Annotated in this window: 20 protein-coding genes and 1 tRNA gene; 10 read left to right on the top strand and 11 right to left on the bottom strand. The window is 67.2% G+C overall.

The window, feature by feature from the left end; genetic code table 11:
- Nucleotides 1-235 precede the first annotated feature (235 nt).
- Nucleotides 236-841, bottom strand: a complete 606-nt coding sequence (locus ACLBX8_RS26765; RefSeq protein WP_447716081.1) for a DUF2239 family protein — start codon at nt 839-841, stop codon at nt 236-238.
- A 116-nt stretch (nt 842-957) separates the two neighbouring features.
- Here ACLBX8_RS26765 and ACLBX8_RS26760 point away from each other — a divergent pair, with 116 nt between their 5' ends.
- Together ACLBX8_RS26760 and ACLBX8_RS26755 are read left to right on the top strand one after the other, a co-directional pair.
- Nucleotides 958-1,293, top strand: a complete 336-nt coding sequence (locus tag ACLBX8_RS26760; RefSeq protein WP_447716080.1) for a GIY-YIG nuclease family protein — start codon at nt 958-960, stop codon at nt 1,291-1,293.
- A gap of 23 nt (nt 1,294-1,316) precedes the next feature.
- Nucleotides 1,317-2,213 carry an alpha/beta fold hydrolase gene (locus ACLBX8_RS26755; RefSeq protein ID WP_447716079.1) on the top strand — a complete coding sequence of 299 codons (897 nt, stop codon included), beginning with the start codon at nt 1,317-1,319 and terminating at the stop codon, nt 2,211-2,213.
- Nucleotides 2,214-2,345: 132 nt separating this feature from the next.
- Here the strand turns inward: ACLBX8_RS26755 and ACLBX8_RS26750 are convergent, their stop codons facing one another.
- Both ACLBX8_RS26750 and ACLBX8_RS26745 read right to left on the bottom strand, forming a co-directional pair.
- Nucleotides 2,346-3,209 carry an alpha/beta fold hydrolase gene (locus ACLBX8_RS26750; protein WP_447716078.1) on the bottom strand — a complete coding sequence of 288 codons (864 nt, stop codon included), beginning with the start codon at nt 3,207-3,209 and terminating at the stop codon, nt 2,346-2,348.
- On the bottom strand, nt 3,206-3,622 hold the full coding sequence (locus ACLBX8_RS26745; protein ID WP_447716077.1) for a helix-turn-helix domain-containing protein: 417 nt from the start codon (nt 3,620-3,622) through the stop codon (nt 3,206-3,208). Before ACLBX8_RS26745 ends, ACLBX8_RS26750 begins: the two co-directional genes overlap by 4 nt.
- 194 nt (nt 3,623-3,816) lie before the next feature.
- Here ACLBX8_RS26745 and ACLBX8_RS26740 point away from each other — a divergent pair, with 194 nt between their 5' ends.
- The gene (locus ACLBX8_RS26740) at nt 3,817-4,236 is read left to right on the top strand and encodes a hypothetical protein (protein ID WP_447716076.1); all 420 of its coding nucleotides are present in this window, start codon (nt 3,817-3,819) and stop codon (nt 4,234-4,236) included.
- 60 nt (nt 4,237-4,296) lie between these two features.
- Here ACLBX8_RS26740 and ACLBX8_RS26735 read toward each other — a convergent pair whose 3' ends face one another.
- Both ACLBX8_RS26735 and ACLBX8_RS26730 read right to left on the bottom strand, forming a co-directional pair.
- Nucleotides 4,297-5,223 carry an FRG domain-containing protein gene (locus tag ACLBX8_RS26735; RefSeq protein WP_447716075.1) on the bottom strand — a complete coding sequence of 309 codons (927 nt, stop codon included), beginning with the start codon at nt 5,221-5,223 and terminating at the stop codon, nt 4,297-4,299.
- Between the two features lie 115 nt (nt 5,224-5,338).
- Nucleotides 5,339-5,650 (bottom strand): hypothetical protein, encoded by a 312-nt coding sequence (locus ACLBX8_RS26730; RefSeq protein WP_447716074.1) that lies wholly within the window; start codon nt 5,648-5,650, stop codon nt 5,339-5,341.
- Nucleotides 5,651-6,358: 708 nt separating this feature from the next.
- Between ACLBX8_RS26730 and ACLBX8_RS26725 the strand changes: the two genes are divergently transcribed.
- Nucleotides 6,359-7,213 carry a hypothetical protein gene (locus ACLBX8_RS26725; RefSeq protein ID WP_447716073.1) on the top strand — a complete coding sequence of 285 codons (855 nt, stop codon included), beginning with the start codon at nt 6,359-6,361 and terminating at the stop codon, nt 7,211-7,213.
- Between the two features lie 242 nt (nt 7,214-7,455).
- On the opposite strand, the gene ACLBX8_RS26720 is transcribed toward ACLBX8_RS26725, so the two are convergent.
- From ACLBX8_RS26720 to ACLBX8_RS26710, 3 genes are all read right to left on the bottom strand, one after another.
- Nucleotides 7,456-8,034 (bottom strand): hypothetical protein, encoded by a 579-nt coding sequence (locus tag ACLBX8_RS26720; protein ID WP_447716072.1) that lies wholly within the window; start codon nt 8,032-8,034, stop codon nt 7,456-7,458.
- Between the two features lie 330 nt (nt 8,035-8,364).
- Nucleotides 8,365-10,992 carry a trypsin-like peptidase domain-containing protein gene (locus ACLBX8_RS26715; protein WP_447716071.1) on the bottom strand — a complete coding sequence of 876 codons (2,628 nt, stop codon included), beginning with the start codon at nt 10,990-10,992 and terminating at the stop codon, nt 8,365-8,367.
- Nucleotides 10,993-11,240: 248 nt separating this feature from the next.
- Nucleotides 11,241-11,317 (bottom strand) — tRNA-Arg (locus tag ACLBX8_RS26710).
- 176 nt (nt 11,318-11,493) lie between these two features.
- Between ACLBX8_RS26710 and ACLBX8_RS26705 the strand changes: the two genes are divergently transcribed.
- The 3 genes from ACLBX8_RS26705 to ACLBX8_RS26695 all read left to right on the top strand — a co-directional run bounded on the left by ACLBX8_RS26705 (nt 11,494) and on the right by ACLBX8_RS26695 (nt 13,560).
- Complete coding sequence (locus tag ACLBX8_RS26705) at nt 11,494-12,585, top strand: acyltransferase family protein (RefSeq protein WP_447716070.1); 1,092 nt, start codon at nt 11,494-11,496, stop codon at nt 12,583-12,585.
- 86 nt (nt 12,586-12,671) lie between these two features.
- Nucleotides 12,672-13,091 carry an RNA polymerase sigma factor region1.1 domain-containing protein gene (locus tag ACLBX8_RS26700; protein WP_447716069.1) on the top strand — a complete coding sequence of 140 codons (420 nt, stop codon included), beginning with the start codon at nt 12,672-12,674 and terminating at the stop codon, nt 13,089-13,091.
- 79 nt (nt 13,092-13,170) lie between these two features.
- Nucleotides 13,171-13,560, top strand: a complete 390-nt coding sequence (locus ACLBX8_RS26695) for a phage holin family protein (RefSeq protein ID WP_447716068.1) — start codon at nt 13,171-13,173, stop codon at nt 13,558-13,560.
- A 179-nt stretch (nt 13,561-13,739) separates the two neighbouring features.
- Here ACLBX8_RS26695 and ACLBX8_RS26690 read toward each other — a convergent pair whose 3' ends face one another.
- Both ACLBX8_RS26690 and ACLBX8_RS26685 read right to left on the bottom strand, forming a co-directional pair.
- Nucleotides 13,740-15,446, bottom strand: coding sequence for an HWE histidine kinase domain-containing protein (locus ACLBX8_RS26690; RefSeq protein WP_447716067.1), 1,707 nt, complete (start codon nt 15,444-15,446; stop codon nt 13,740-13,742).
- Nucleotides 15,447-15,821: 375 nt separating this feature from the next.
- Nucleotides 15,822-16,040: a hypothetical protein gene (locus tag ACLBX8_RS26685; protein WP_020094759.1), complete on the bottom strand. Its 219-nt coding sequence runs from the start codon at nt 16,038-16,040 to the stop codon at nt 15,822-15,824.
- Between the two features lie 225 nt (nt 16,041-16,265).
- On the opposite strand from ACLBX8_RS26685, the gene ACLBX8_RS26680 reads away from it, so the two are divergent.
- The 3 genes from ACLBX8_RS26680 to ACLBX8_RS26670 are packed head-to-tail and all read left to right on the top strand — an operon-like array spanning nt 16,266 to nt 20,102.
- Nucleotides 16,266-17,537 (top strand): MFS transporter, encoded by a 1,272-nt coding sequence (locus ACLBX8_RS26680; RefSeq protein ID WP_447716066.1) that lies wholly within the window; start codon nt 16,266-16,268, stop codon nt 17,535-17,537.
- Nucleotides 17,534-18,340 (top strand): siderophore-iron reductase FhuF, encoded by an 807-nt coding sequence (gene fhuF / locus ACLBX8_RS26675; RefSeq protein ID WP_447716065.1) that lies wholly within the window; start codon nt 17,534-17,536, stop codon nt 18,338-18,340. The genes ACLBX8_RS26680 and fhuF overlap by 4 nt, the downstream gene beginning before the upstream one ends.
- A gap of 13 nt (nt 18,341-18,353) precedes the next feature.
- Nucleotides 18,354-20,102 carry an ABC transporter ATP-binding protein gene (locus ACLBX8_RS26670; protein WP_042675783.1) on the top strand — a complete coding sequence of 583 codons (1,749 nt, stop codon included), beginning with the start codon at nt 18,354-18,356 and terminating at the stop codon, nt 20,100-20,102.
- Nucleotides 20,103-20,114: 12 nt separating this feature from the next.
- On the opposite strand, the gene ACLBX8_RS26665 is transcribed toward ACLBX8_RS26670, so the two are convergent.
- On the bottom strand, nt 20,115-21,170 hold the full coding sequence (locus tag ACLBX8_RS26665) for a LacI family DNA-binding transcriptional regulator (RefSeq protein ID WP_447716064.1): 1,056 nt from the start codon (nt 21,168-21,170) through the stop codon (nt 20,115-20,117).
- Nucleotides 21,171-21,314 lie beyond the last annotated feature (144 nt).

Raw genomic sequence — 21,314 nt, 5'->3', positions numbered from 1 at the left:
CTTGGTTCGAGGACTACAACACCATCCACCCGCACTCCGGCCTGCGCATGCTCTCGCCCCGAGAGTACCTCAGCCGGACTGCCTAAACCCGCCCCGCTGCCTGTCCGGTCAAACAGGGTGCACTCCAGCTCATTGCACGGCATTCTGGGCTTCGACAGTCGAGCGGGAGCAACAGCGGGTTCACTGAGACTTCGTCAGTGAACGGGACCTCAACCATCCACCCTACGTTGTTGGCTCAGGAAAGAGCTGCAAGCTTCAGCGCATGGTCTCGGATGTCCGGTGGCCATGCCGTCATGCGCTCGGCAAAGCCGTTGGCATCCCCGGCGAAAAGCGCCCGGATCACCTCCTCAAACCCGGGCAGATCGCCAGCCAACGCCGAGAGGAAGCGATACGCGGCCTCTTTCGCTGCCTTCATCTCGGCTTGCCCACCGTCTGCCCGCCGCGCTTCGTCCACGAGGCGCCGCAACGCTTGCGATGCACCTCCTGGCTGCAATGCAAGCCACTCCCACTGTCGAGGAAGCAGCGTTACCTCGCGGGCGACTACGCCCAGCTTCGGGCGACCGCGGCTCCTTGGGGCGCCCTCGTGATCCGGTCGATTCGCGACTGTGCTCGCGCCGTCTCCCGCGTTCGCGAGTTCAGCCAGCCGTGCGGTGATTTCCGCCTCGGTACCACGCAGATCGAGGTCGACGACGACACCGGATCCGTCATCGAAGGTCAAGATCGGACTGCTGCCTTCCGCCGCCTGCGCTTTCACGGCGGGAGCCACGTCGATCAAGCGACCGCTGGCCAGTCGCCGAACGCCCACGAAGGCGGTGAACGTCCTAATTGCTTCTCCTGGCATGGCTCCTCCATCCCGCCCAGTAGCCGCGCCCAGCCTCTTCCGTCAATTATACCCGGGTGATATTGCGTCGGCGGGATGCCTTCGATAGCATCTCTACCGATCTGTGAGGGCCCGTGATGAGAACGGAAGACCGAAAGGCGGCTGTCAGCGCCTACAAGAAGCGGGAGGTTGAGAGCGGTATCTACGCCGTCCGCTGCATGGCCTCCGGTGAGGTTTGGGTTGGCAGCGCGCCCGACCTGTCCAAGATCCAGAACCGCCTCTGGTTCACCCTCCGGCAGTGTACGAACACGCACCGCTCGCTTCAGGCCGCATGGAATGCGCATGGAGCGGAAGCGTTCAGCTTCGAAATCGTCGAGCGGTTGGATGCAGAAGAGATCGCGTACGTCCGCGACGGCGTGATGAAGGAGCATCTGCTCCAGTGGACGGATCGTCTCCAGGCCATCCGGATATGAGCACGGAACCCCGATCGGCCCGTGTGGCAGCCAACGGCATCATCCTGGCCTACGACAGCTTCGGCGACGAGGCGGCTGAGACGATCCTTCTGATCGCCGGGCTCGGTACGCAGATGATCCGCTGGACCGACCCCTTTTGCCGCGAGCTGGTGTCGCGCGGCTTCCGTGTCGTGCGTTTCGATAACCGAGACACTGGATGCTCGACCCATTTCACGGAGCACGGCGCGATGGACCTTGCGTCCTTGGCCTCGGCGCTCACCGAGGGACGGCGGCCGAAACTCGCCTACACGCTCGACGACATGGCCTCGGACGCTCTCGGACTGCTTGATGCCCTGGCCATACACAGAGCCCACATCGTCGGTCGCTCGATGGGCGGCATGATCGCCCAAATCGTCGCGAGCGAGCACCCGTCCCGTGCTCTCTCGCTGACCTCGATCATGTCGACCACAGGCAATCCTGGCCTGCCACCGGCCGCGCCCGAGGCCATGACGATGATGATGCATCCCGCTCCTGATCATGCTGTCGACGAGGCGGGCTTCCTCAATCACGGTGTCGCCTTCGCCCGGCACATCGCGGGTACGGCCCAACCGTTCGACGAAAAGGACTGCCGCGCTCACCTGCTGGAAGAGGTTCGGCGAGGCCGCGCACCGGGCGGCTTCGGACGCCAGTTTGCGGCGGTTGCGATGGCTGGTGACCGCCGATCACGGCTCGCCGCGATCACGGCGCCGACCCTCGTTGTTCATGGAACGGAGGATCCACTGTTTCCGCCTGCCTGCGGCGAGGACACTGCGGCCTCGATCCCGGATGCGGAGATGATGCTGATCCCCGGGATGGGCCATGATCTCCCGCCATCCTTGTACAAGGTTATTGCCGACGCAATCGAGCGAACCGCTCGCAGTTCGAGCAGATCAGCAAAATAGGGCGCATGATTTTCAAGTGTTTTCGATATTGTGGTGGCGCGTCGACGAATGTTCTCATTGTAAGACGGTTGATCATTACTGAACCAACTGCGCAATCGAGGACGACCGCTCCGCGATGCGTTGCAGCCTCTCTCAGACTAGTTGCTTATTCTCGACGAAAAAGTCTGCGATCTCGTCTATCTGATTCGGTATGAAATGCAGTGCCTCGGGTAGAAGCCGAACTTCAGCCCGCGGTGCCAGCGACTCAAGGCGGCGCTTCGTTTCGTATGAGTCGATCAATACGTCCCGCCCGCCGACTATGGCGAGCATGGGCAAATATAAGGAGCGCAATGCCACATCGCTGAAGATTGGAGGACGTAGCGCACGAAGGCGCGCATGCCGCCCGATCATGTTCATCAGGTCGACGATCGCCTGAACTTGTGGTTCTAGATCTTTCCGCTCCGGGCCAATAACCAATTCTCTCATCCGACGTATCCCCCATGGGCCCAACAGCATCAATGGGGCGGCCCTGAGCAGAAAATTCTTTTGACGGCCAATCCCTGCCGGACAGACGACCGCTAATTGCTTTACGAAGCCGGGACGCCGAAGCGCGCAATCGATGCCAATCCAACCTCCCAGTGACACACCGAGGATGGAGGCTTCATCGATTTTTAGCGCGGCGATAACGTCATCCAACCAAAGCGAATATCCGTCAGCCGAGAAAGATGGAGAAGCCGGAGCGCTCAGCCCGGGTTCACCAATTATGTCGACAGCATATACGCGAAAATGCTCGGCCAACTTTGCGACATCCTGCATCCAAACGGCAGAATTCGCCTGCATCCCATGCAGCAATATAAGAGGTGGTGAGCCCTGATCCCCACAGGCTATAGCAAATGTAGCGCCCATCCGGGTGATTACCGTGAATTTTTCACTATCGACCGGCCACAGTTCAAGCAGCTCGCGATAACGAGAGATGATGTCCCGGCCTATCGCTTTGTCTTTGAATATCACGCTCATGCGACCGAACCCGAAAAACTCTCAAAAGCCCCAATCAGTATTACTGCATCCGCTGGAGAGCCAATTATGACTATTTTTACATGCTCAGCCAATGGATCAAAGACAATCTCGAAATGAGAGTGCTGGGAGCGCTCAGTGCGCGACAAAAAGGCCGCGTGCATATATTTGGTGAGCCTGTCAGACTCGTCTCGATCCATATTAGGCACGTCAACGATGGTGGTGACTCGAACAGGCTTGGTTATTTGACCCGAAGAAGCACCTGCAAATGCCTCCATATCCGCCCGCATCACGCGGTAAGATTTTCCGATTTTCGTCGCCCGAAGTCGGCCAGAGCCAATTAATCTGAGAACCGTTTTTGGATGGAGTGCCAAACGGTTCGCCACGTCATCGACGGTATAGAATTCCTGGGACATGACACCCCTCGTTCGTCGGCGCCTGTCTACATTGCTCCCTAAAATGCGGTCAAGAGGAATTATGTGGACACGCAATGCCTAGCGGTGCAGAAGGCTACCCACTGCGCCAATCACCGAATCAAGGATGCAAGACAATGGGGGATGCAGCGCTTCTCGCTACCGTCGCTTTGGGCGCTCGGGTCGTCGACTCTGTCATGGGTGGTCTCACCGGCGAGGGCCGTGCCGACGCATTGCTGGTGATAGATCCTGCGACGACGTCAGCCGAGACGCCCCGTAGGTTGGAAGTCGTGCTGATGGAGCGGGACGCCAAGGGGCAATTGCGTAAGGTAGCGTCAAATGCCCGGTTGATCTCTTACGAACCTTCTGGTGCCACGCCTGATTTCATCCGTACGGATCCTGGGTCCTTCACGATTGTCGATCCGGGAAGCCCAGACGGCGCAGGCGCTGAATACCGCTTCATCTACGACCGGTCCGGCGCAGGGTGGATGACTGAAAAGGTCTCACGCTTTGTCATCGACAGGAAGACAGGGAGCGTCCAGAAGCAGGAGCTTGCGTCGCACGTGTTTGGACGTATCAATTTCGTCGATTTCGATCCTCAAAAGCTGCCGCTGTAATCTGTGACGTCGGGATTTCCGCTAGGGGCTAAAATCGATCCCTAGCATTTTGCCTTGCGATCAATGCACCAATATTCCCGACGAGAACATGTTTCTGGCGAAGTCAGAACAGCTTCCGAGCGTGGGCATCAAGTGAGCCCTAGTTCGGCGTTCGCGTATCAGTCTCTTCGTAATGTAGATTTTGTCATTTTGATCAAGATTGATGATGAATTTACGCATCAAATGGTCCGGTATGTGCTGATCGGCAGTAGGAAATTTTCCGCTCCTCAGATATTCGACGTCTCCGTCCTGAACATACGTGAAAGTACCTCTTTGAGCGTGCAGATAGGGGTTTGTGGCGTTTTCTCCCCGCACGATGACCACGCGAGTCCCCGTCGTGGGTTTGTTTATCTTCAAATGCTCCTCGAACGCGTCTGTATCAAAGGCCCAGACCGCGATCGTGCAAGGCGGTTGCGCATGCTCGATGGCGAAGGCCAGCGCGGTCAGAGGGTCCTTTGTCCAATCCAGGAGACGGGTTGGTACGCCATAATGCTGGGCTATAGTGCAATCGCTTAGATCGGGCTGCGATACGAGTTGAGTCGGATCCAGCTTCTCTGAGACAATCGGCCAATGGTAAGTGCGTTCCAGAAGCCCAATATCGGACGCCATCTCGAAGAAAGCTCGCATCAAGCAATGCTCTGTAATCAAACGCTCGGCAAGATCTAAGTACCTCGGTCGATGACGCCGGATTAGATCGGTCACAGTAGGGCTAGATGTTTGTTTGGCAGCACTGTCGGCCGCTAGATTTTTCAGGAGATCATTAGGATACGGATGTTTTTCGGTCAAAAAGTCGTCGCGCCAAACTGCTGGCAGCAGGGGCCAGTCAGCATCTGAGTGGCCCCTGAATGCCCAGCCCGATATTGTTTGTTCGCCGAACCGATCGGTATTGCTCAGACGAAGCTCCGAAAACACTTCGCCGACTGTCCGAAGGGTGACCTCTTGCGGCATTAACGGCTCCGAATAAATAAAATTCGAGTATCGCTGTCGTATTGTGGCTCAGCCCCGTCCCAGGCGCAATGGGCTCCCGGCTTGCTGAGGACTGCTCACGATGCGACCCCGTCGCCTACGAGACCGCTCGTATCGCGTCGAGCATCACATCTTCGACCGACGCCATCTCGACGGGCTGGACGCTCGACGTCTGATCCGTCGGGAGCCTCGGCAGCCGCCGGTAGTAGCCACGGACCCCTTTGAGCATCCTCGGGAGATCGATGTAGAGCTTTTCACCGGCGTCCTTGGCCATGGCGCACTCAGTCAGGTTCGCCGGGCGCTCCTCAACGAAGATCGTCGACGGATAGAAGACCGTGATATTCGGGCTACCCGTGACGCGGAGATCCGCGCAGGTCCGGTGGACCCCTTCGACGTACACCTTCATCATCTGATCGAATATCGCGAGGTCGAAGCCCTTGCCGCGCTTGCCCGAGATGAAGGGTGTCGCAAGGTAGTAGAACTGGTCGAAGAGCTGAGAAGGGTCGATTGGCTACGTCATCGGATGGCGGACGTCGGGCTTGGCGACGTCCCTGGTCTCACCTTCCGTGCGGATCTCCTATGTCACCCGATCGGCGTCGACGTCACTGGTCGCTTACGGGATGACGACGTCAGCCCCTCCGAGTGCGAGGAGCTTCGCGATGACCTTGGCCAGCCAGCTCTCTGGTCTCCGCGTACAAACAGGCGTCTACTGATTGGCGCTTTCCCGGCCTCGTCCCTGTCCCAGAATCCCCTTCGTTTTCGGCGTCCATTTCCCCTCTGTGGCCCGGCCTGTTTTGCCGTGTCCTTAATCATCATTTTGATTGACGACGTCGAGATCGGCTGCCCTACCCAAGACAGAGGCGACCTGATCGGAGGGGGGCCATGCAGGGTGAGAGTCAGCTCGATCTTGCCGAATTCATCTTCGAATTCCTGCCCGACCTCCAAGCTCGTCCGCGAAAGACAGTTGCCTCAGGCCTTCCGGATCGGCGGGCCGTGCTAATTTGGGGCCGTAAAGGTGGATAATGCCTTCGACGTGCTGAGCGGGACCGAGGAGGCCAAGCCCTGGCACGACTGGGGCGGTCGGAAGACGCGGGAGATCGTTCTGTAGGGCGAGGCCATGCTGGTCGTAGACGAAACGCAAGCCGATCTCGCCGCCATGATCCTCGCCGACTTCGGCAGGCTCCGGACGGGGGCGGCGCCCGGCCGGGATCTCGTGGACTGGCTGCACTACCGGGCGCGCCGCGTCGTCGAGCGCCCCCGAACCGTGCTGATTTCTACTGAGGCACAGACCCATAGGGCCGCCTATCCAGCGATCGACGACATCGTGACCGCACTGCGGATCGGTGCGCCGATGTCCCGCTGGGTGAGCGACAGCATCCGGAAGCGCAAGGCGGACCCCAAGGCCGACCTGATGTTCAACCAGTGGAAGGTGACCCACTTCCACATCGGGCCGACGCGTCGGCCTGGTGCGAGAGCAGAGCAGGGCAACTTGATCCTGTTTGCGCACATCGGGGCCGATACCGCGGCCCTCCTCGACGTGCAGCCGCACAGAACTTGGACGAAGACGGACCTACTCCGCATCCTCCTGCGGACGGATCCCACGGCGATGCACGACCTCGGGCCGACGCAGGAGCCTCCCCTCACGGACGAGCAGCACAAGATCCTGCGCCGGAAGCACACGACCGGGCCGATCACCATCGACGGTCGGGCCTATGTGGCGCCAGGCATCGGTCTGATGGGATCGGGAGATGGTCTGCGATTCCGCGTCATGGCCGACCACCTCGCTTTCATCATTCAGCGGGTGCTCCACGAGATCAGGACGAACACGTTGCCGCCCGATCAACTGCAACGTCTCGCCGGTCAGATCAGCCTGCCGGTGCGCCTCGGCGTCCGACTCGATAGGGGCATCTTCGTCGTCTACGACAAAAGCCGCGGCCTCGACCTGATGCGGCTCAGCACGGTTGTAGCTTGACCATCTCGACTGGCGGGTAGTGGACCTGTTCAAGATCGCGAGCTGACCTGCCGTAAACAGCAGGCGGTCGTCGATGTCAGCGTCCGACGCCGACACCGACGACGTCATCACCTTCGTTCGACGACATCGTTGGCGTCGAGGTCAGGCCCTAATGGCGTGGACCGCCTGCTTGATGAGCATCGACACGCGCAGTCAATGCGACGATAATACTACACACCTACAATCATGCACATATCTTTGTATTAACTGAGAAGCAATTCAAGCGAAACAAGGTCTTCTTCGAGCGGAGGCTCCAGCAAAAGTATAGAACGATTGATTGCTCCGCGAGTGGCGATCACGCTTTTAGTACTAATTATGTCCATTTCATTGATCATAATTTCATCATCTGTCAGTAAATTTTGATTGACCCACCAGTATGATTTGATATTGGTGAACAATAGCGCGTCGCCGTAGACGACCCCATAGGTTGGATCTCCGTTATCGCCTCGCGTAGAATTCTGAGAGAACAGATCTTCAGCCAGGAAATTGCGCGGGTATTTTTCGCCATACTCATAGTAAGGATCGTAGCAGGGGACCTCCGAAACAGTCGCTCGGAGACGGGCGCATTTTCCATCGTGCGCAACGAATGCGTGCCTCTTTCGGCGAAATCTTCGGAAATTTGTCGGAATTCGAGAGGTATCTTCTGATGTTATTACATCGAGTCCAAAATCTGTGATGGATCGATCAACTGCGCTGAGAATATTTTTATGACCAATTCTCTGTTCTATCAATAATCCTTTTTCTACCGAAGCCCGCAGTGTTGTAAAATCAATTTTACTCACGACACTAACGTCTTTCAATTTATTGCGGCGACAATTTACCTCCAGATAGTTATCGCATGTTCATTGTAGGTCCGCCACGGTATGTAGTCACAATTATTGGCACATAAAGCAGAATTTTTCGTCATCGTTGTCCCCGAGCCGTCGACCTCCTCAGCCTGTGCGCCTTTGTTGTCGCCGCCGTCGACGTCGACGAGAACGTCGGCATCCGGGCCTCGTTGACCCACCCTCTGTCCCAGAATCCCCCTCGGTTTGGCGGTCCATTCCTTCTTTGCCGCCCTGCCCGTTTTGCCGTGTCCCGCAATCACTTGGTTCTGGGAGACGGTTTGTGGCCTACCGACAAGCCACGAATGCGCTGAGCCCCTTGGCATGCTCAGCCAGATCAGCCGGGGGGAGGGCGGTGGTGTCAGTCCCTGTGGTGTAGGCCACGCCGTTGCTCTCCAGGAACGCTCCTGCCAGCGAGCCTTTGATCGCGAAGTTCACGTTCTGCGGGATGTCGCCATTGGTGGCGACCATCACCTTCAAGGCGTTCAGCTTCGCGCTCACCACACCGATCAGGTTGCCAGAGGCGTCCACGAGCGGGCCACCTGAGTTGCCCGGCTGCACGGGCGCCGAAATCTGGAAGTAGCGGCTGTCATCGGCGAGCCCGGTCAGCGCGGTGACGTTGCCCAGCGTGAAGTTACCCGAGGTCGAGAGCATGCCCGACAACGGGTAGCCGAAGACGGCCACCGCCTCGCCGAGCCGCACCCCCGTGCGCAGGGCAGCGATCTTAACCGGAGTGATCTCCGCCTTCAGAAGCGCAAGATCGTTCGTCCGGTCCTGAGCCACAAGCCGGGCCGCTATAAGCCCGTTCGGTCCATTCACCTCGATGGCTGAGCAGTCCTGAACCACATTGGCGTTCGTCAGAAGGTGGCCAGCGCGGCTGATGAAGAAGCCGGTGCCCGACGAGGCGGTGTGCGGCTTGAGATCCGGCGATCGGGGAGCGACGGCGGGCGGCGTCGGAACGACCGGCTGTGAGGGCGTGGCCACCGCGACCGCCGGAGGCGGCGGGGCCACGGCGATCGGCGCCGTGAACGGCGCGCCCGACATGCTGGCGGCCAGCGACCCCGAGACCAGCACCGCGACGCGCTCCATGTGCAGGTCGGTCTCCGCTGACTTCCAGGCCAGGAAGAAGCCGAGCGTGCCAGCCCCGTCCCGATGGAAGCGCATGTACCAGTCCAGCCCGTCCGTTCCGGACGCCGAGATCGCGAAGAAGTCCGGGCGCAGCACCTTGTAGTTCACCCGTGCGCCGTCCCCGGCGAGCCGTTCGAGGGCGGCGCGGTAGCCGTCTTCGAGCGCGCTCGGGGTGGCGATGTAGGTGAGCGTCGCGCGCTTAGCCGGGTCGGTCCAGGTCACGCCCGAGCCCGTGCGCTCCTCGCGCAGCCCGAGGCCAAACGGCACCCAGATCGGGTGGCCCCGGTACGGGTGCGCCGCGGCGCGAAAACCCCAGATGCGCAGCAACGGCGTCGCCTCGCTCATGAGCGCGGTAGCTTGCCCCTCATCGATCACGCCGGTGACGGGTAGCCCGCTCTGCGACTGGAAGCGCACCACCGTCTCGAACAGTCGCTTGGAGAAATCGACGTTCGGCACGGCGACCTGATGGCCGGTGGCGGTCAGCAGCACCTGGAGGCGGATGCGCTCATTCACCGGCTGGGACTCGAAGGCCGCAGCGGCGACCTCGTAGCGGGCAGGGCCCGCAGGCACAGTGATCGCGGGCGGTGCCACCGCCAGCGGTCCGAGCCAGGGCGTCGGATAGCCCGCTTCGTTCAGGTGACGCCGTAACGCGGTCGGGAAGTCGGTCTTGCGCTTCCGTGCGTCCGGGCACTTGGCCAGGGGCAGGGCGACCGTGCATTCCTCGTAGGGCCACTCGGCATTGCGGTCGTAGAGTTGCAGCATGCGCGCCCACGCGGCCTCACCGCGTCCGACGAGGATGCTCTGCGCGACCCAGCCGCCGAGGAAGTTGTTGTCATGCCACCGCTCGGGGTCGAGGTTTGCCGCGTGCTCCATCCCTGCGAGCCGCTGGCGCTGGTAGCCCGCGAAGTTGGCGTGGCGGGTCACATCCTCCAGCCGTCCGGCGCGCAACCAGTGGATCTGAGCGGGTGGATTGGACGAGGCATAGGGGCCGAAGGCGTAGAGGAAGCTGTTGTCGCCGTTGAGCAGTTCGTAGGTGCCGTCTCCGTCGAGATCCTCGAAGGCGTAGCCGCCGCTATCCAAGGTCTCGCCGTCCGCGACCAACCAGCGGCCTGTGCGCGAGTCCTGCGTGGCGATCTTCGTCACCGTGCAGCAGTGGGCGCCGCCCCAGAACGATGAGAACACGACGCTGAGGCGGGGCGAGATCGGGTCGAGTCGCACGGCGGCGACCTCGGCGAAGTCCGTGTTCGAATCGTCGTCTGTCCCGCGCGTGGATTGATCGAGGGAGAGGGCGAAAGCCGACTGCCCATCCTCACGGCCTACAGCCACCGGGTGGCGGTCGCCGTCCTTCCCCCTGACGCTGCTGAGCATGACGGACAGAGTGCCGACGCGCAGGACGCTGTCGCGTTTTCCGTCGTACTTGGCGCTCGGCCCGGCCGGTGGGCGCGGCGGCGTCCAGACCTGCTCGACGTAGCTATCACCGCGCGAGAAGATAAAGTCGCTCGGCAGGCCACCCGCACGGGTAAGGCGCTGGCGCAGGGCGCGCGGATCGGTAGCGTTCTCCGGCCCGGCGACGACCGCGAACCAGCCGTTGGCCGCGCGCACGACACGCACGCTCGGGAACTGCCAGCGATGGTAGCGCGCGACGCCGATGGCGGTGTCGAGGCCCGGTCGGCTGGCCAGAACAACCCAGCGGGCATTGCCGGACAGGGCGAGATCGCCTGCATCGGCGACAGAGGGCAGCGCTACCAGAAGGAGCACCGCGACAAAACCGGCCCACACCCTGCCCATGCCAACCTCCAGGTTGCAAACTGGCCGGATCAGGGCAGCGGATCAATCTTAAGTCGAAGGCTATCCCACCTTCACGCGGCGAATCGGTCTGCCTGTGTCAAATTTCTTCGCTTGTGGGACGCCGTGGAGGCGCCCGACACCACGCAAACCGCCAGCATCTTTGGCACACCCCTGGCACACCACCCCTCGAAAGATCAGGGCCGCCAGATCGGCGAAGCAGCTAAGTAGCTGTCGATGAAGGGGAAAATTGGCGCACCCGACACGATTCGAACGTGTGACCTTTGCCTTCGGAGGGCAACGCTCTATCCAGCTGAGCTACGGGTGCTGGCCGTGGCCATTCCCTAGCCCAACCGCGCCGGGAGCGCAACGGCGCCCGCACCGTCGCGTGCGGACGCGGGCGACGCGGCCAGATACCCGGCGCGTGTTGCCCCGGCGTCCTTGCCTTCGCGCGCCGTTTCCCGGCCCCTGGGCGATGGCAGAGGGGTCGCGGAGCGGGCAGGGGTGGCGGAGGCGACGGGCGGCCGGGATCCGCGGGCGAACAATTTCGGGTCCCTGCGCCTCCTGTTCGCGGGGCTGGTGATCCTCGCGCACGCCCCCGAGCTCGTGGACGGGAACCGGTCCCGGGAGCTGCTGACGCAGGTCTTCGGAACCCTGTCCCTGGGGGAGGTCGCCGTCGACGGCTTCTTCCTCGTGAGCGGCTACCTGATCACCGCGAGCTACCGCGCCAAGCGCTCCTTCGGCGACTATCTCGCGCGGCGGGCGCTGCGGATCTACCCGGCCTTCGTGGTCGCGTCCCTGCTCTGCATCGCCGTCGTCGCGCCCCTCGGCGGCGGCAACCTCGCGGCCGCCTCGCCGCTCGAGACGCTGCTGCGGCTGTCGCTGCTGCTGATGCCGGTGGTCCCGGGCGCCTTCGCCGAGTTGCCCTACCCGCTGCTCAACGGCTCGATGTGGACCATTCCGTGCGAGTTCGGCTGCTACCTGCTGCTCGGCCTCGTGGGCACCGTCCGCGCCCTGCGCCGCCGCGGGCGCTATCTCGGCCTGCTCGGGGGGCTCGGCAGCCTCCTCGCCCTGCGCTGGCTCTTCCTGCCCGTCGGGCATCCGGGCGACACCCTCGGATCCCTGTCGGAGATGATCCGCCTCACCTTCGTGTTCTGCTGCGGCGGCGCCTTCCGGCTGTTCGCCGACCGGATCGCCTACACGCGGCGCGGCGCGACCCGCGCCGCCCTGCTGCTCCTGCCGCTGATGTTCAGCCGACCGCTGGCCGAGCCGGCCTTCGCGATCCTCGGCGGCTACCTGATCTTCTGGTTCGCCTTCGCGGTGCGCCCCACCGCCCTCAGCCGCGCCACCGCCCAGGTCGACCCGTCCTACGGGCTCTACCTCTACGCGTGGCCGGTGCAGAATCTGCTGGTCGCGCGGATCCCCGGCATCTCGCCCTGGACGGTCGCCGCCCTCGCCCTCGCGGCCGCCATCCCGCTCGGCCTGCTGAGCTGGTACCTGATCGAGCGGCCGATGCTCCGGTTCCGGCCGGGACCGGGCGGCGCGCGGCCGGAGCCCGGCGCGATCCCGGCGTCCGCGCCCGCCCTCGGGGCCTAGCGCCGGAACACCCGCGGCCGCCGGTAACCGGCGCCACCCCGGCGCGTTCTCGATGGACCATCGGGACGCGGCCGCGGAGGCGGGACATGACGCAGGCTCTGGATCGCGCGACGCTCGACCGGCTGGTCGCCCTCGGCCGCGACCGGGGCCTCCTCACCGCCGACGATCTGCGCGCCGCGCTGCCCGTCGAGCGGATGGACGTCGACGCCCTGGTCCTCGTGATGCTGGAGCTGGAGGCGGCGGGCGTGAGCGTCGAGCCGGAGGCCTTCGGCCCCCCGACGGACCGGGCGATCCCGGTCGCGGTCGCCCTCCCGGCGCCGCGGCCCGGCACGCCGCCGGTCCGGGCCGCGGAGGCGGGGCAGGGCGCGGCCTTCGCGGAGCCCGCATCCGCCGCGCCGGACGCCCCGGAGCCGGTCCCGGACGACGGCGCCGATGCCAGCCGGGCGGTCCTCCTAGCAGGCCTGGCGTCCGTACTGATCCTCGGCGCCCTGCTCCTGATGCTGTGAGCCACCGGCGCGGAACGCTTCGGGCCGCGGCCCCGTTGGCGAGAGCCGGCCGGTGACGGCCCCGAGGATTCTCGTATCCATGCGTCAGACCCCGGACGGAACCCTCGCCCTGCTGATCGCGGCCCTGCGCGAGGGCACGGCGCATGTCGAGGCGCTGCTCACGCTGGCGCGGACGGAGGTCGACGGCAATTTCCGGGCAATCGTGTCGCTGATCGCCATCGTCGGCACGATCCCGGTGCTGCTGATCGTCACCTTCTTCCTCGGCCTCGACGCCGTGGTGAAGCTGCTGGCCGTGCCGTTCGGTGCCGAGGCGCCGGCCGCGCTGATCGTCGCCGCGCCGTTCCTCGTCATCGCGCTCGGCCTCGGCTGGATGGGCGCCCGCCGGATGGCGCTCTCGAACCTCGAGCCCTGGCGGACGTGGCGGCAGGTGAAGCGCGACATCCGGGAGGTGACGCGCGCCGGCGCGTGATACCGGGACCGAAAAACCCAAAGGTATCAACGCGATTCAGAGGAATGCTCGCGCGCACTCTGAGCGCGGGTCGACCGCGCGCGACGCGCGGCGTGCGGAGGGGCGCGTTCAACCGATCTGCCAGGATACGTGCTCAAAGCTCTGCTCTGACGACTGAATTCGCCCGAGCCGGGCTACACCTAGCCCGTCGGCGCCAGCATGGTGCCGAGACCCGGATCGAGCGGGACGTCGAGGCGGCAGCGCAGGCCCTCGGCCTCGAAGGCGAGGTCGACGGTGCCGGCGAGTTCGCGCCGCACGCCGCCGGCGATCAGCCGCGTCCCGAAGCCCACCCGGGTCGGCGCCCGCACCGGCGGGCCGCCGCGCTCCTCCCAGCTGAGCCGCAGGCGCCGCTCCCCGGCCGCGCCGGCGGCGAGCGACCACGCCACCCGGACGCGGCCCTCGCGGACCGAGAGGGCGCCGTACTTGGCCGCGTTGGTGGTCAGCTCGTGGACCGTCATGCCGAGGGCCAGCACCTCGCGGGGGCTCAACGACACGTCCGGCCCGTCCAGGCGGATCTGGTCGCCGCCGGTCCGGTAGGGGCCGAGCTCGCTCTCCAGCACCTCGCGCAGGGGGGCCCCGCTCCAGTCCTCGCGGGTCAGGAGGTCGTGGGTCTTCGACAGGGCCAGGATCCGCGCCTCCAGGACCTCCGCTGAGCCGCGGGACTGCCGGGCCAGGGCCTGGACGGTGGCCAGGGTATTCTTCACCCGGTGGTTCAGCTCGTGCAGCATCGTGCCCTGCTGCGCCTGCAGGGCGCGCCCGCGCTGGATCTCCGCGCGCAGCTCGGCGGTGCTGCGCTGGAGGGTGCCGGCCATGGCGTCGAGCTTGCTGCCGAGCCGGTCGAACTCCGCGGCCCCGCGCAGGCCGGTGCGGGCGGCGAGGTCGCCGGCCTGCCACGCCGCCGCGGTGCGCAGGAGCCGGTCGACCGGGCGCCGGATGAACACCCGCCCGGCCACGAGGGCGGCGGCGAGCGCCAGCGCCGCCCCCAGGGCGATCAGAACCAGCCCGCGGCGGGTGGCGGCGTCGATATCCGCGAAGGCGGTGGCGTAGTCGCGCCCGACGACGACGCGCACCCCGGCCAGCGGGCCGTCCGGCATCGCGGTGGCGATGATCCGCTTCCGGCCGTCGAGGCCGGCGGCGACGCGGACGTCGCTGCCCTGGGCCTCCAGCATGGCGGCCCGGTCGGCTGGGATCGGCCTGCCGATCCAGGCCGCCTCGTCCGGGCGGCGGGCGATGATCAGGCCGTCGCGGTCCGTCACGGTGATCGCCGTCTCCGGCTGATGGAGCGCCTGCTCCAAGTGATCGGAGAGCCAGTCGAGGTCGACGGCGGCGAGCAGGACGCCCGCCGGGGCCCCCGCCGACTCGCCGACATGGACGGCCCGGGCGAAGTGGATCGACGGCCGCTTCGTCTGGAAGCCGACCGCGTAGCCGCCCACCGCGTAGCCGCCCCGCTCCAGGGCGCGGCGGTGATAGGCCCGGCCGCGGCTCGAGTAGGAGCCGGCGGGCGCGCCGGCGCTGTCGCAGATCACGGCCCCGTCGGGATCGGTGAGGGCGATCAGCAGCACGTGCGGCAGCCGCGCGGCAGCCCGCCGCAGGTAGGCGGTGCAGGCCGCCGGCTCCCGCACCTGCACGGTGGCATCCTCGGAGATCAGGTCGAGGGCCTGCTGCATCCGCTCGGAGATCTGGGCGAAATCCTCCGCGACGTCCCGCGCGGTGGCGCGGGCGTCGGCCCGCACGGCCGCGTCGCGGCTCGCCCGCAGGGCGACCTCGTTGTAGCCCTGGATCGCCAGCGCCGGGGCGAGGGCGAGCAGGACGAGCAACAGGATGCGGGTCGTCAGTGACAGCGGCATCGGCGGTCAGTCGCGACCGGCGATCGGCGCGGGCGCCCGCGCGGCCAGGATCTCCACGGAGCACGGCTCGGTGATCATCCGCATCCCCGATTCGAGGCCGCCGGCGGCGAGGGTCGCGTTCTCGGCGGAGCCGGTGATGACCTGGACCCTCGGATCCGGCTGTCGCGGCCACCGGGCAGGCCGACATGGCCGACCAGCAGCCCGGCCGCCGCGTCCGCGCCCATGGGGCGCCGCCGGATCGGGCGGATGCGATCGGCGCGCGCGGGGGCGGATTCGAGGGCCGGACGCCGTCTCATGTCGGCGTTGTTGCAGAACCGGTCGGCCCTTGCCAGTGCGCCGCGCGGTCGGGGCGGCGGGAGCGTGGGCCGGCTCGCCTCAGCGCCCGCGGGGCCGGCCGGCCTCCGGACGCAGGTGCAGGAAGCTGCGCTCGCCGGTCGCGGCCTCGGCCACGTGCTGGATCGTGTCGAGCAGATCGGACACGGCCCGCGGCCCGGCCGGCCGGAAGCCCGCCCTCGGCTCGACCCAGCGTCCCTGCGTGCGGTCCGCGGCGATCTGCGCCTCGCTCAGCGCGTCGAAATCCCGGCGTCGGGTCATGGCTCAGCCCTCCGCCGGGGACTCTGTCGGGGGCATGGTTGACGAAAGGTTAACGCCGGATCCGGCGGGGCGGCGCGCCGCGAATACCCGCCGGCTTGATCCCCGGCACAGGCCTCTCTAAACAGCGAAAACCGAGGTAAATCAATAGATTAGTGTGATTATAAACTGCGGTCTCCGGACCGGCCCGGATCGCGGCTCCGGTCGCGGTACGGCGTGCGGGGGGCGATGACCGGTTCCGCCGGACCCGCCATCGGCACCCGGGTCGTCGACACCTTGGCGGCCCTGCGGCCGCTGGCGCCGTTCTTCTGCCTGTACGTGACCTTCGGGGCGACGCTCGGCTTCCTGTCCGGCGGGGCGCCGCTGATCCTGCGGGCGCGGGGCGTGGAGCTGGCCGAGGTCGGGCTGCTGCAGCTCATCAACCTGCCGGTCGGGCTCACCTTCCTGTGGGCGCCCCTGCTCGACCGGCTCCGCCTGCCGATCCTCGGCCACCGGATCGGCTGGATCGCGGCCGCGCAGGCCGCCTCGGTGCTCCTGCTGGTCGTCCTGAGCCTCGGCGAGGCTTGGCCGCTCCCGGCGCTGCTCGCCCTGGCGATCGCCGCCTGCGCCTGCGTGGCGACCATGGACATCGCCCTCGAGGCCCTGGTGGTCGAGACCGTGCCGGCGGAGCGGCGCGCCTTCGTGGCCTCGGCCAAGCTGTGCGGCGCCTCCCTCGGCGGGATCCTGGGGGTCGGCGTGCTGGTCGGCTCCTACGACAGCCTGGGCTGGCGCGGGGCGGTCCTGGCCTGCGCGGCCCTCGACGCCCTCTGCCTGCTGCCGATCCTGGGCTACCGGGAGTCGCGCCTGCGCGAGACCCGGAGCGCCGGTGCCGACACCGCGGCCGGTGCGGGCCCGGAACGCTGGTCGGGCTCCCTGGCGCGGCTGCGCCGCCTGGGCGGTCGCGTGCTGGTGCTCGGCGCCTACTTCGCCGCCTCCTACCTCGTGGGCGGGCCCAACACCCTGGCGCTCCTCGATCTCGGCGTCCCGCTCGGGCAGGTCGGCACGCTCACCGGCACCGTGCTCCCGGCCGTGAACCTCGTCATGGCGCTGGCGGCCGGATGGCTGGCCGCGCGGTTCGGCACGGTCCGGCTGATCGCCGTGGGGGCCCTCGGCGTCCTGGCCTCCGGGGGCCTGATGGTCGTCGCCTGCGCGGGCCGGGTGCCGGATCTCGGCATCACCGCCGCCGTGCTGGGCTTCGTCGCGGGCGGGTTCCTGGGCGTGCCGGTCTTCAACATGATCTACCGCTGGGCCCAGGGGCCGAAGCCCGCCACCGACTACGCGCTCCTGTTCGGCGCCGCCTTCTTCGCCGCGATGCCGCTGCGGGTGGCAGCCCCGGCGCTCGCCGGCTGGATCGGCTGGCCGGGCTACTTCGCCGCCACCCTGCCGCTCTACGCCGCCGCGGTGGCGTGGCTCGCCGTCGCGGTGGACCGGACCCTGCGCGACGACGGGGCGGCGCGATGATCGCCGAGGTCGCCGCCCAGGTTCCCGACACGCTCGCGGCCTACCGGGACGGGGTCGCCGAGGGCCCCGGCGGCCCGGACGCGCTGCCCCTCGGCGCCCTGCGGGACGGGGCCGTGTTCGACGCGACGCTGGCCGCCTTCGGGGCCGGGTTCGGCGCGGAGTTCCGGACCGCCGACCCGCGGGTCCGGGTCTCCTACTGGAGCCAGTTCTACCTCGCGGCCCTGGCGACGCCGGCGCTGACCGCCCTGGTGCGCCTCGGCCGGCCGCTGCCGCTCGCCTTCGACGCGGTCAGCCTCGAGCTCGACGCGGCCGGCCGGCCGCGCCGCTTCCGCCTGCCCGCGGACGGGTCGGCCTGCGCGGCCGGCCCGGCGCCCGGCCTGACCGGGCTGGTGGAGGCGCATCTGCGCCCGTTCGTCGAGCTCTGCCACGCCCGGTGCGGGATCGCCCCCAGGGTCCTCTGGGGCAACGCCGCGGTGATCCTGGACTACGTCGCCCGGGAACTCGGGGACCCGCTCGCCGGGCTGGCTGGGGACGGGGAGGGGGCCGGCACCACCTGCGCGAGCGCCTGTACCACCACCTGCCCTACCGCCCGCGCCGCCGCCTGTGACGACGTCGCGGCCTGCCTCGGATGGCGCGCCGGCCCCGGCTGCGCTAGGAGCCCGCTCGAGAGTCCTCTTGCGCAGGCGCTCTGCCCGGGACCTTCGGGCTGCCGGCGGCGGCGCGTCTGCTGCCTGCGCCACCGCCTGCCGGGGGTGCCGTCCTGCGGCGCGCTCTGCCCCGTCGAGTGCGCCGCCCAACGTTGATCCGAGCCGCGCGATGCTGAAGGCCTTCCTCGCCTATTACCGGCCGTACCGGACGCTGTTCCTGGTCGATTTCGGCTGCGCGGTGCTGTCGGGCCTGCTGGAGCTCGGCTTCCCCATCGCCGTGAAGGGCTTCATCGACAGCCTGCTGCCCCGGCAGGACTGGGGCCTGATCCTGCTCGCCGCGGCCGCGCTGGCGCTGGTCTACGTCGCCAATGCCGGCCTGATGGTGGTGGTCACCTACTGGGGCCACGTGCTCGGCATCAACATCGAGACCACGATGCGGGCGCGGGCCTTCGACCACCTGCAGAAGCTCTCCTTCCGGTTCTATGACGGCCAGAAGACCGGCCACCTCGTGGCCCGGGTGACCAAGGACCTGGAGGAGATCGGCGAGGTCGCCCATCACGGGCCCGAGGACCTGTTCATCGCCGTGATGACGCTGTTCGGCGCCTTCGCGCTGATGCTCTACGTCCACGCGCCGCTGGCGCTGATCACCGCGGCGATCCTGCCGCTGATCGCCTTCGTGTCGATCCGCTACGGCGGCCGCATGACCCGCAACTGGCAGGCCCAGTACGGCCGGGTCGGCGCCTTCAACGCGCGGATCGAGGAGAATGTCGGCGGGATGCGGGTGGTGCAGGCCTTCGCCAACGAGCCCCACGAGCGCGCCCTCTTCGCCCTCGACAACGCCCGCTACCGGGACACCAAGCTCGAGGCCTACCGGCTGATGGCGGCCGGCCTGTCGATCAACTACCTGGGCCTGCGCCTCGTCCAGATCGCGGTGCTGCTCGGCGGCGCCGCCTTCGTGGTCCGGGGCGACCTGACGCCCGGGGGCTTCGTGGGCTTCCTGCTGCTGGTGGGCGTGTTCTACCGGCCGCTGGAGAAGATCGGCGCCGTGGTCGAGACGTACCCGAAGGGGGTCGCGGGCTTCCGCCGTTACCAGGAACTGCTGGCCACCGAGCCCGACATCACCGACCGGCCCGGCGCCCGCGCGGTCGGCGCCCTGCGCGGCGACATCCGTTTCGAGGGGGTGGGCTTCGGCTACGGGCCCGGCCGCCCGGTCTTCGCCGGCCTCGACCTCGCGGTGGCGGCCGGCGAGACGGTGGCGTTCGTGGGTCCCTCGGGGGTCGGCAAGACCACGCTCTGCGCCCTGCTGCCGCGCTTCTACGAGGTCGAGGCGGGCCGCATCACCGTCGACGGCATCGACATCCGCGACATCACCCTGGCGAGCCTGCGCCGCCAGATCGGCATCGTCCAGCAGGACGTGTTCCTGTTCGCCGGCACGATCCGGGAGAACATCGCCTACGGCCGCCTCGACGCCGCCGAGGCCGAGATCGACGCCGCCGCGCGGCGCGCCCGTCTCGGCGGGCTGATCGACAGCCTGCCGGAGGGCCTCGACACCGTGGTGGGCGAGCGCGGCGTGCGCCTGTCGGGCGGCCAGAAGCAGCGCATCGCCATCGCGCGGGTCTTCCTCAAGAACCCGCCGATCCTGATCCTCGACGAGGCGACCTCGGCGCTCGACACCGAGACCGAGCGGGAGATCCAGCGGGCGCTCGCCGAGCTCGCCCGCGGGCGCACGACCCTGGTGATCGCCCACCGCCTCGCCACCATCCGGGACGCCGACCGCATCGTGGTCCTGGGGGAGGGCGGGGTCGTCGAGGAGGGCCGGCACGCGGCACTGCTGGCCGCCGGCGGCCCCTACAGCCGCCTGCACGCGGCGCAGTTCGGGCGCGGCGAAGCCGGCGCGGGCGTCCTCGCGGCGGAGTGAGAGCCGGCCTCGCTAGGGTGCCGCCGGCGCACTCGACTCGCGCACGACGAGGCGCGCGGGGAACAGCGTCTGGGCGAGGTCGTCCGGCGCCCGCGTCCCCTCGATCAGTTCGACCAGCGTCGCGAAGGCGGACCGGACCATGTCGAGCACCGGGACATCGACCGAGGTCAGGCTCGGGACCGCGTAGGCCCCCTGGCTGAGGTTGTCGAAGCCGACGACGCGGATCTCCGCGGGGACCCGCACGCCGCACTCGTGCAGCGCCCGCAGCACGCCGAACGCCACCCGGTCGCTGGCGGCCACGACGGCGTCCGGCCGGGCGCCGGGTCCGGCCTCCAGGAGAGCCCGCGCGGCCCGGTAGCCGCCCGCGGCGGTCCCGTCGCAGGAGACCACGAGGGCGTCGCGCAGGGGCAGCCCCGCCTCCGCGAGGGCATCCTGGTAGCCGCGGAACCGCTCGGTGGCGGCGGCGGGCCGGCGCGCGTCGCCCGCGAGCAGGCAGATCGACCGGCTCCCCGCCGCGATCAGGTGGCGGACGGCGCCGTGGACCGCGTCGCGCTCCGCCAGCGCGACGTAGTGCGTGCCGGGCACGTCCAGGCCGAACACCACGAACGGGCATCGCTTGGCCTGGAGCAGGCCGATCAGCGGGTCGTCCCGATCCTCGGCGAAGACCACGAGGCCGTCGACCCGGGCCTCGCTGACGAGGCCGGCGATCCGGCCCGGGCCGTCCGGGTCGTCGCCGCGGCGGCAGCGGTGGACCAGGGTGTAGCCCTGCCGGTCGGTGACGGTGCCGAAGGTCCGGAGGACGTGGCCATGATCGGCCGTCTCCCCCGGGCGGCCCCCGTCGGCGGCGGGCTCCGGCGCCGGAGCGAACACGCAGGCGATGCTGCGACTGGGCTTCTTGCGCAGGGACCGGGCGGCGAGGCTGGGCACGAAGTCCAGGTCGCGCATGGCCGTCTCGATGGTCTCGCGCGTGGTCCGGGCGACCTTCTGCGGGTGGTTCAAGACCAGCGAGACCGTCTGGAAGCTCACGCCGGCCCGTCGGGCGACGTCCTTGATCGTCGTCTGGCCCATCGTCACCTCGAGAGCCGGTCCGGATGGCCGCGCCCCCGCGCGGCGCCGCCTCGTTCGGTGCGCCAATCTAGATCTGTATCGATCGGAGATAAAGCCGCGGGCCGGGCGGCGAAGACGGCGTATTCCCACGCAAAGGCTGCGCAG

It is taken from the genome of Methylobacterium sp. D48H, assembly GCF_053345715.1.
Note: the sequence above shows the minus strand (reverse complement) of the source record. Positions and strands in the feature narration are given on the sequence as shown.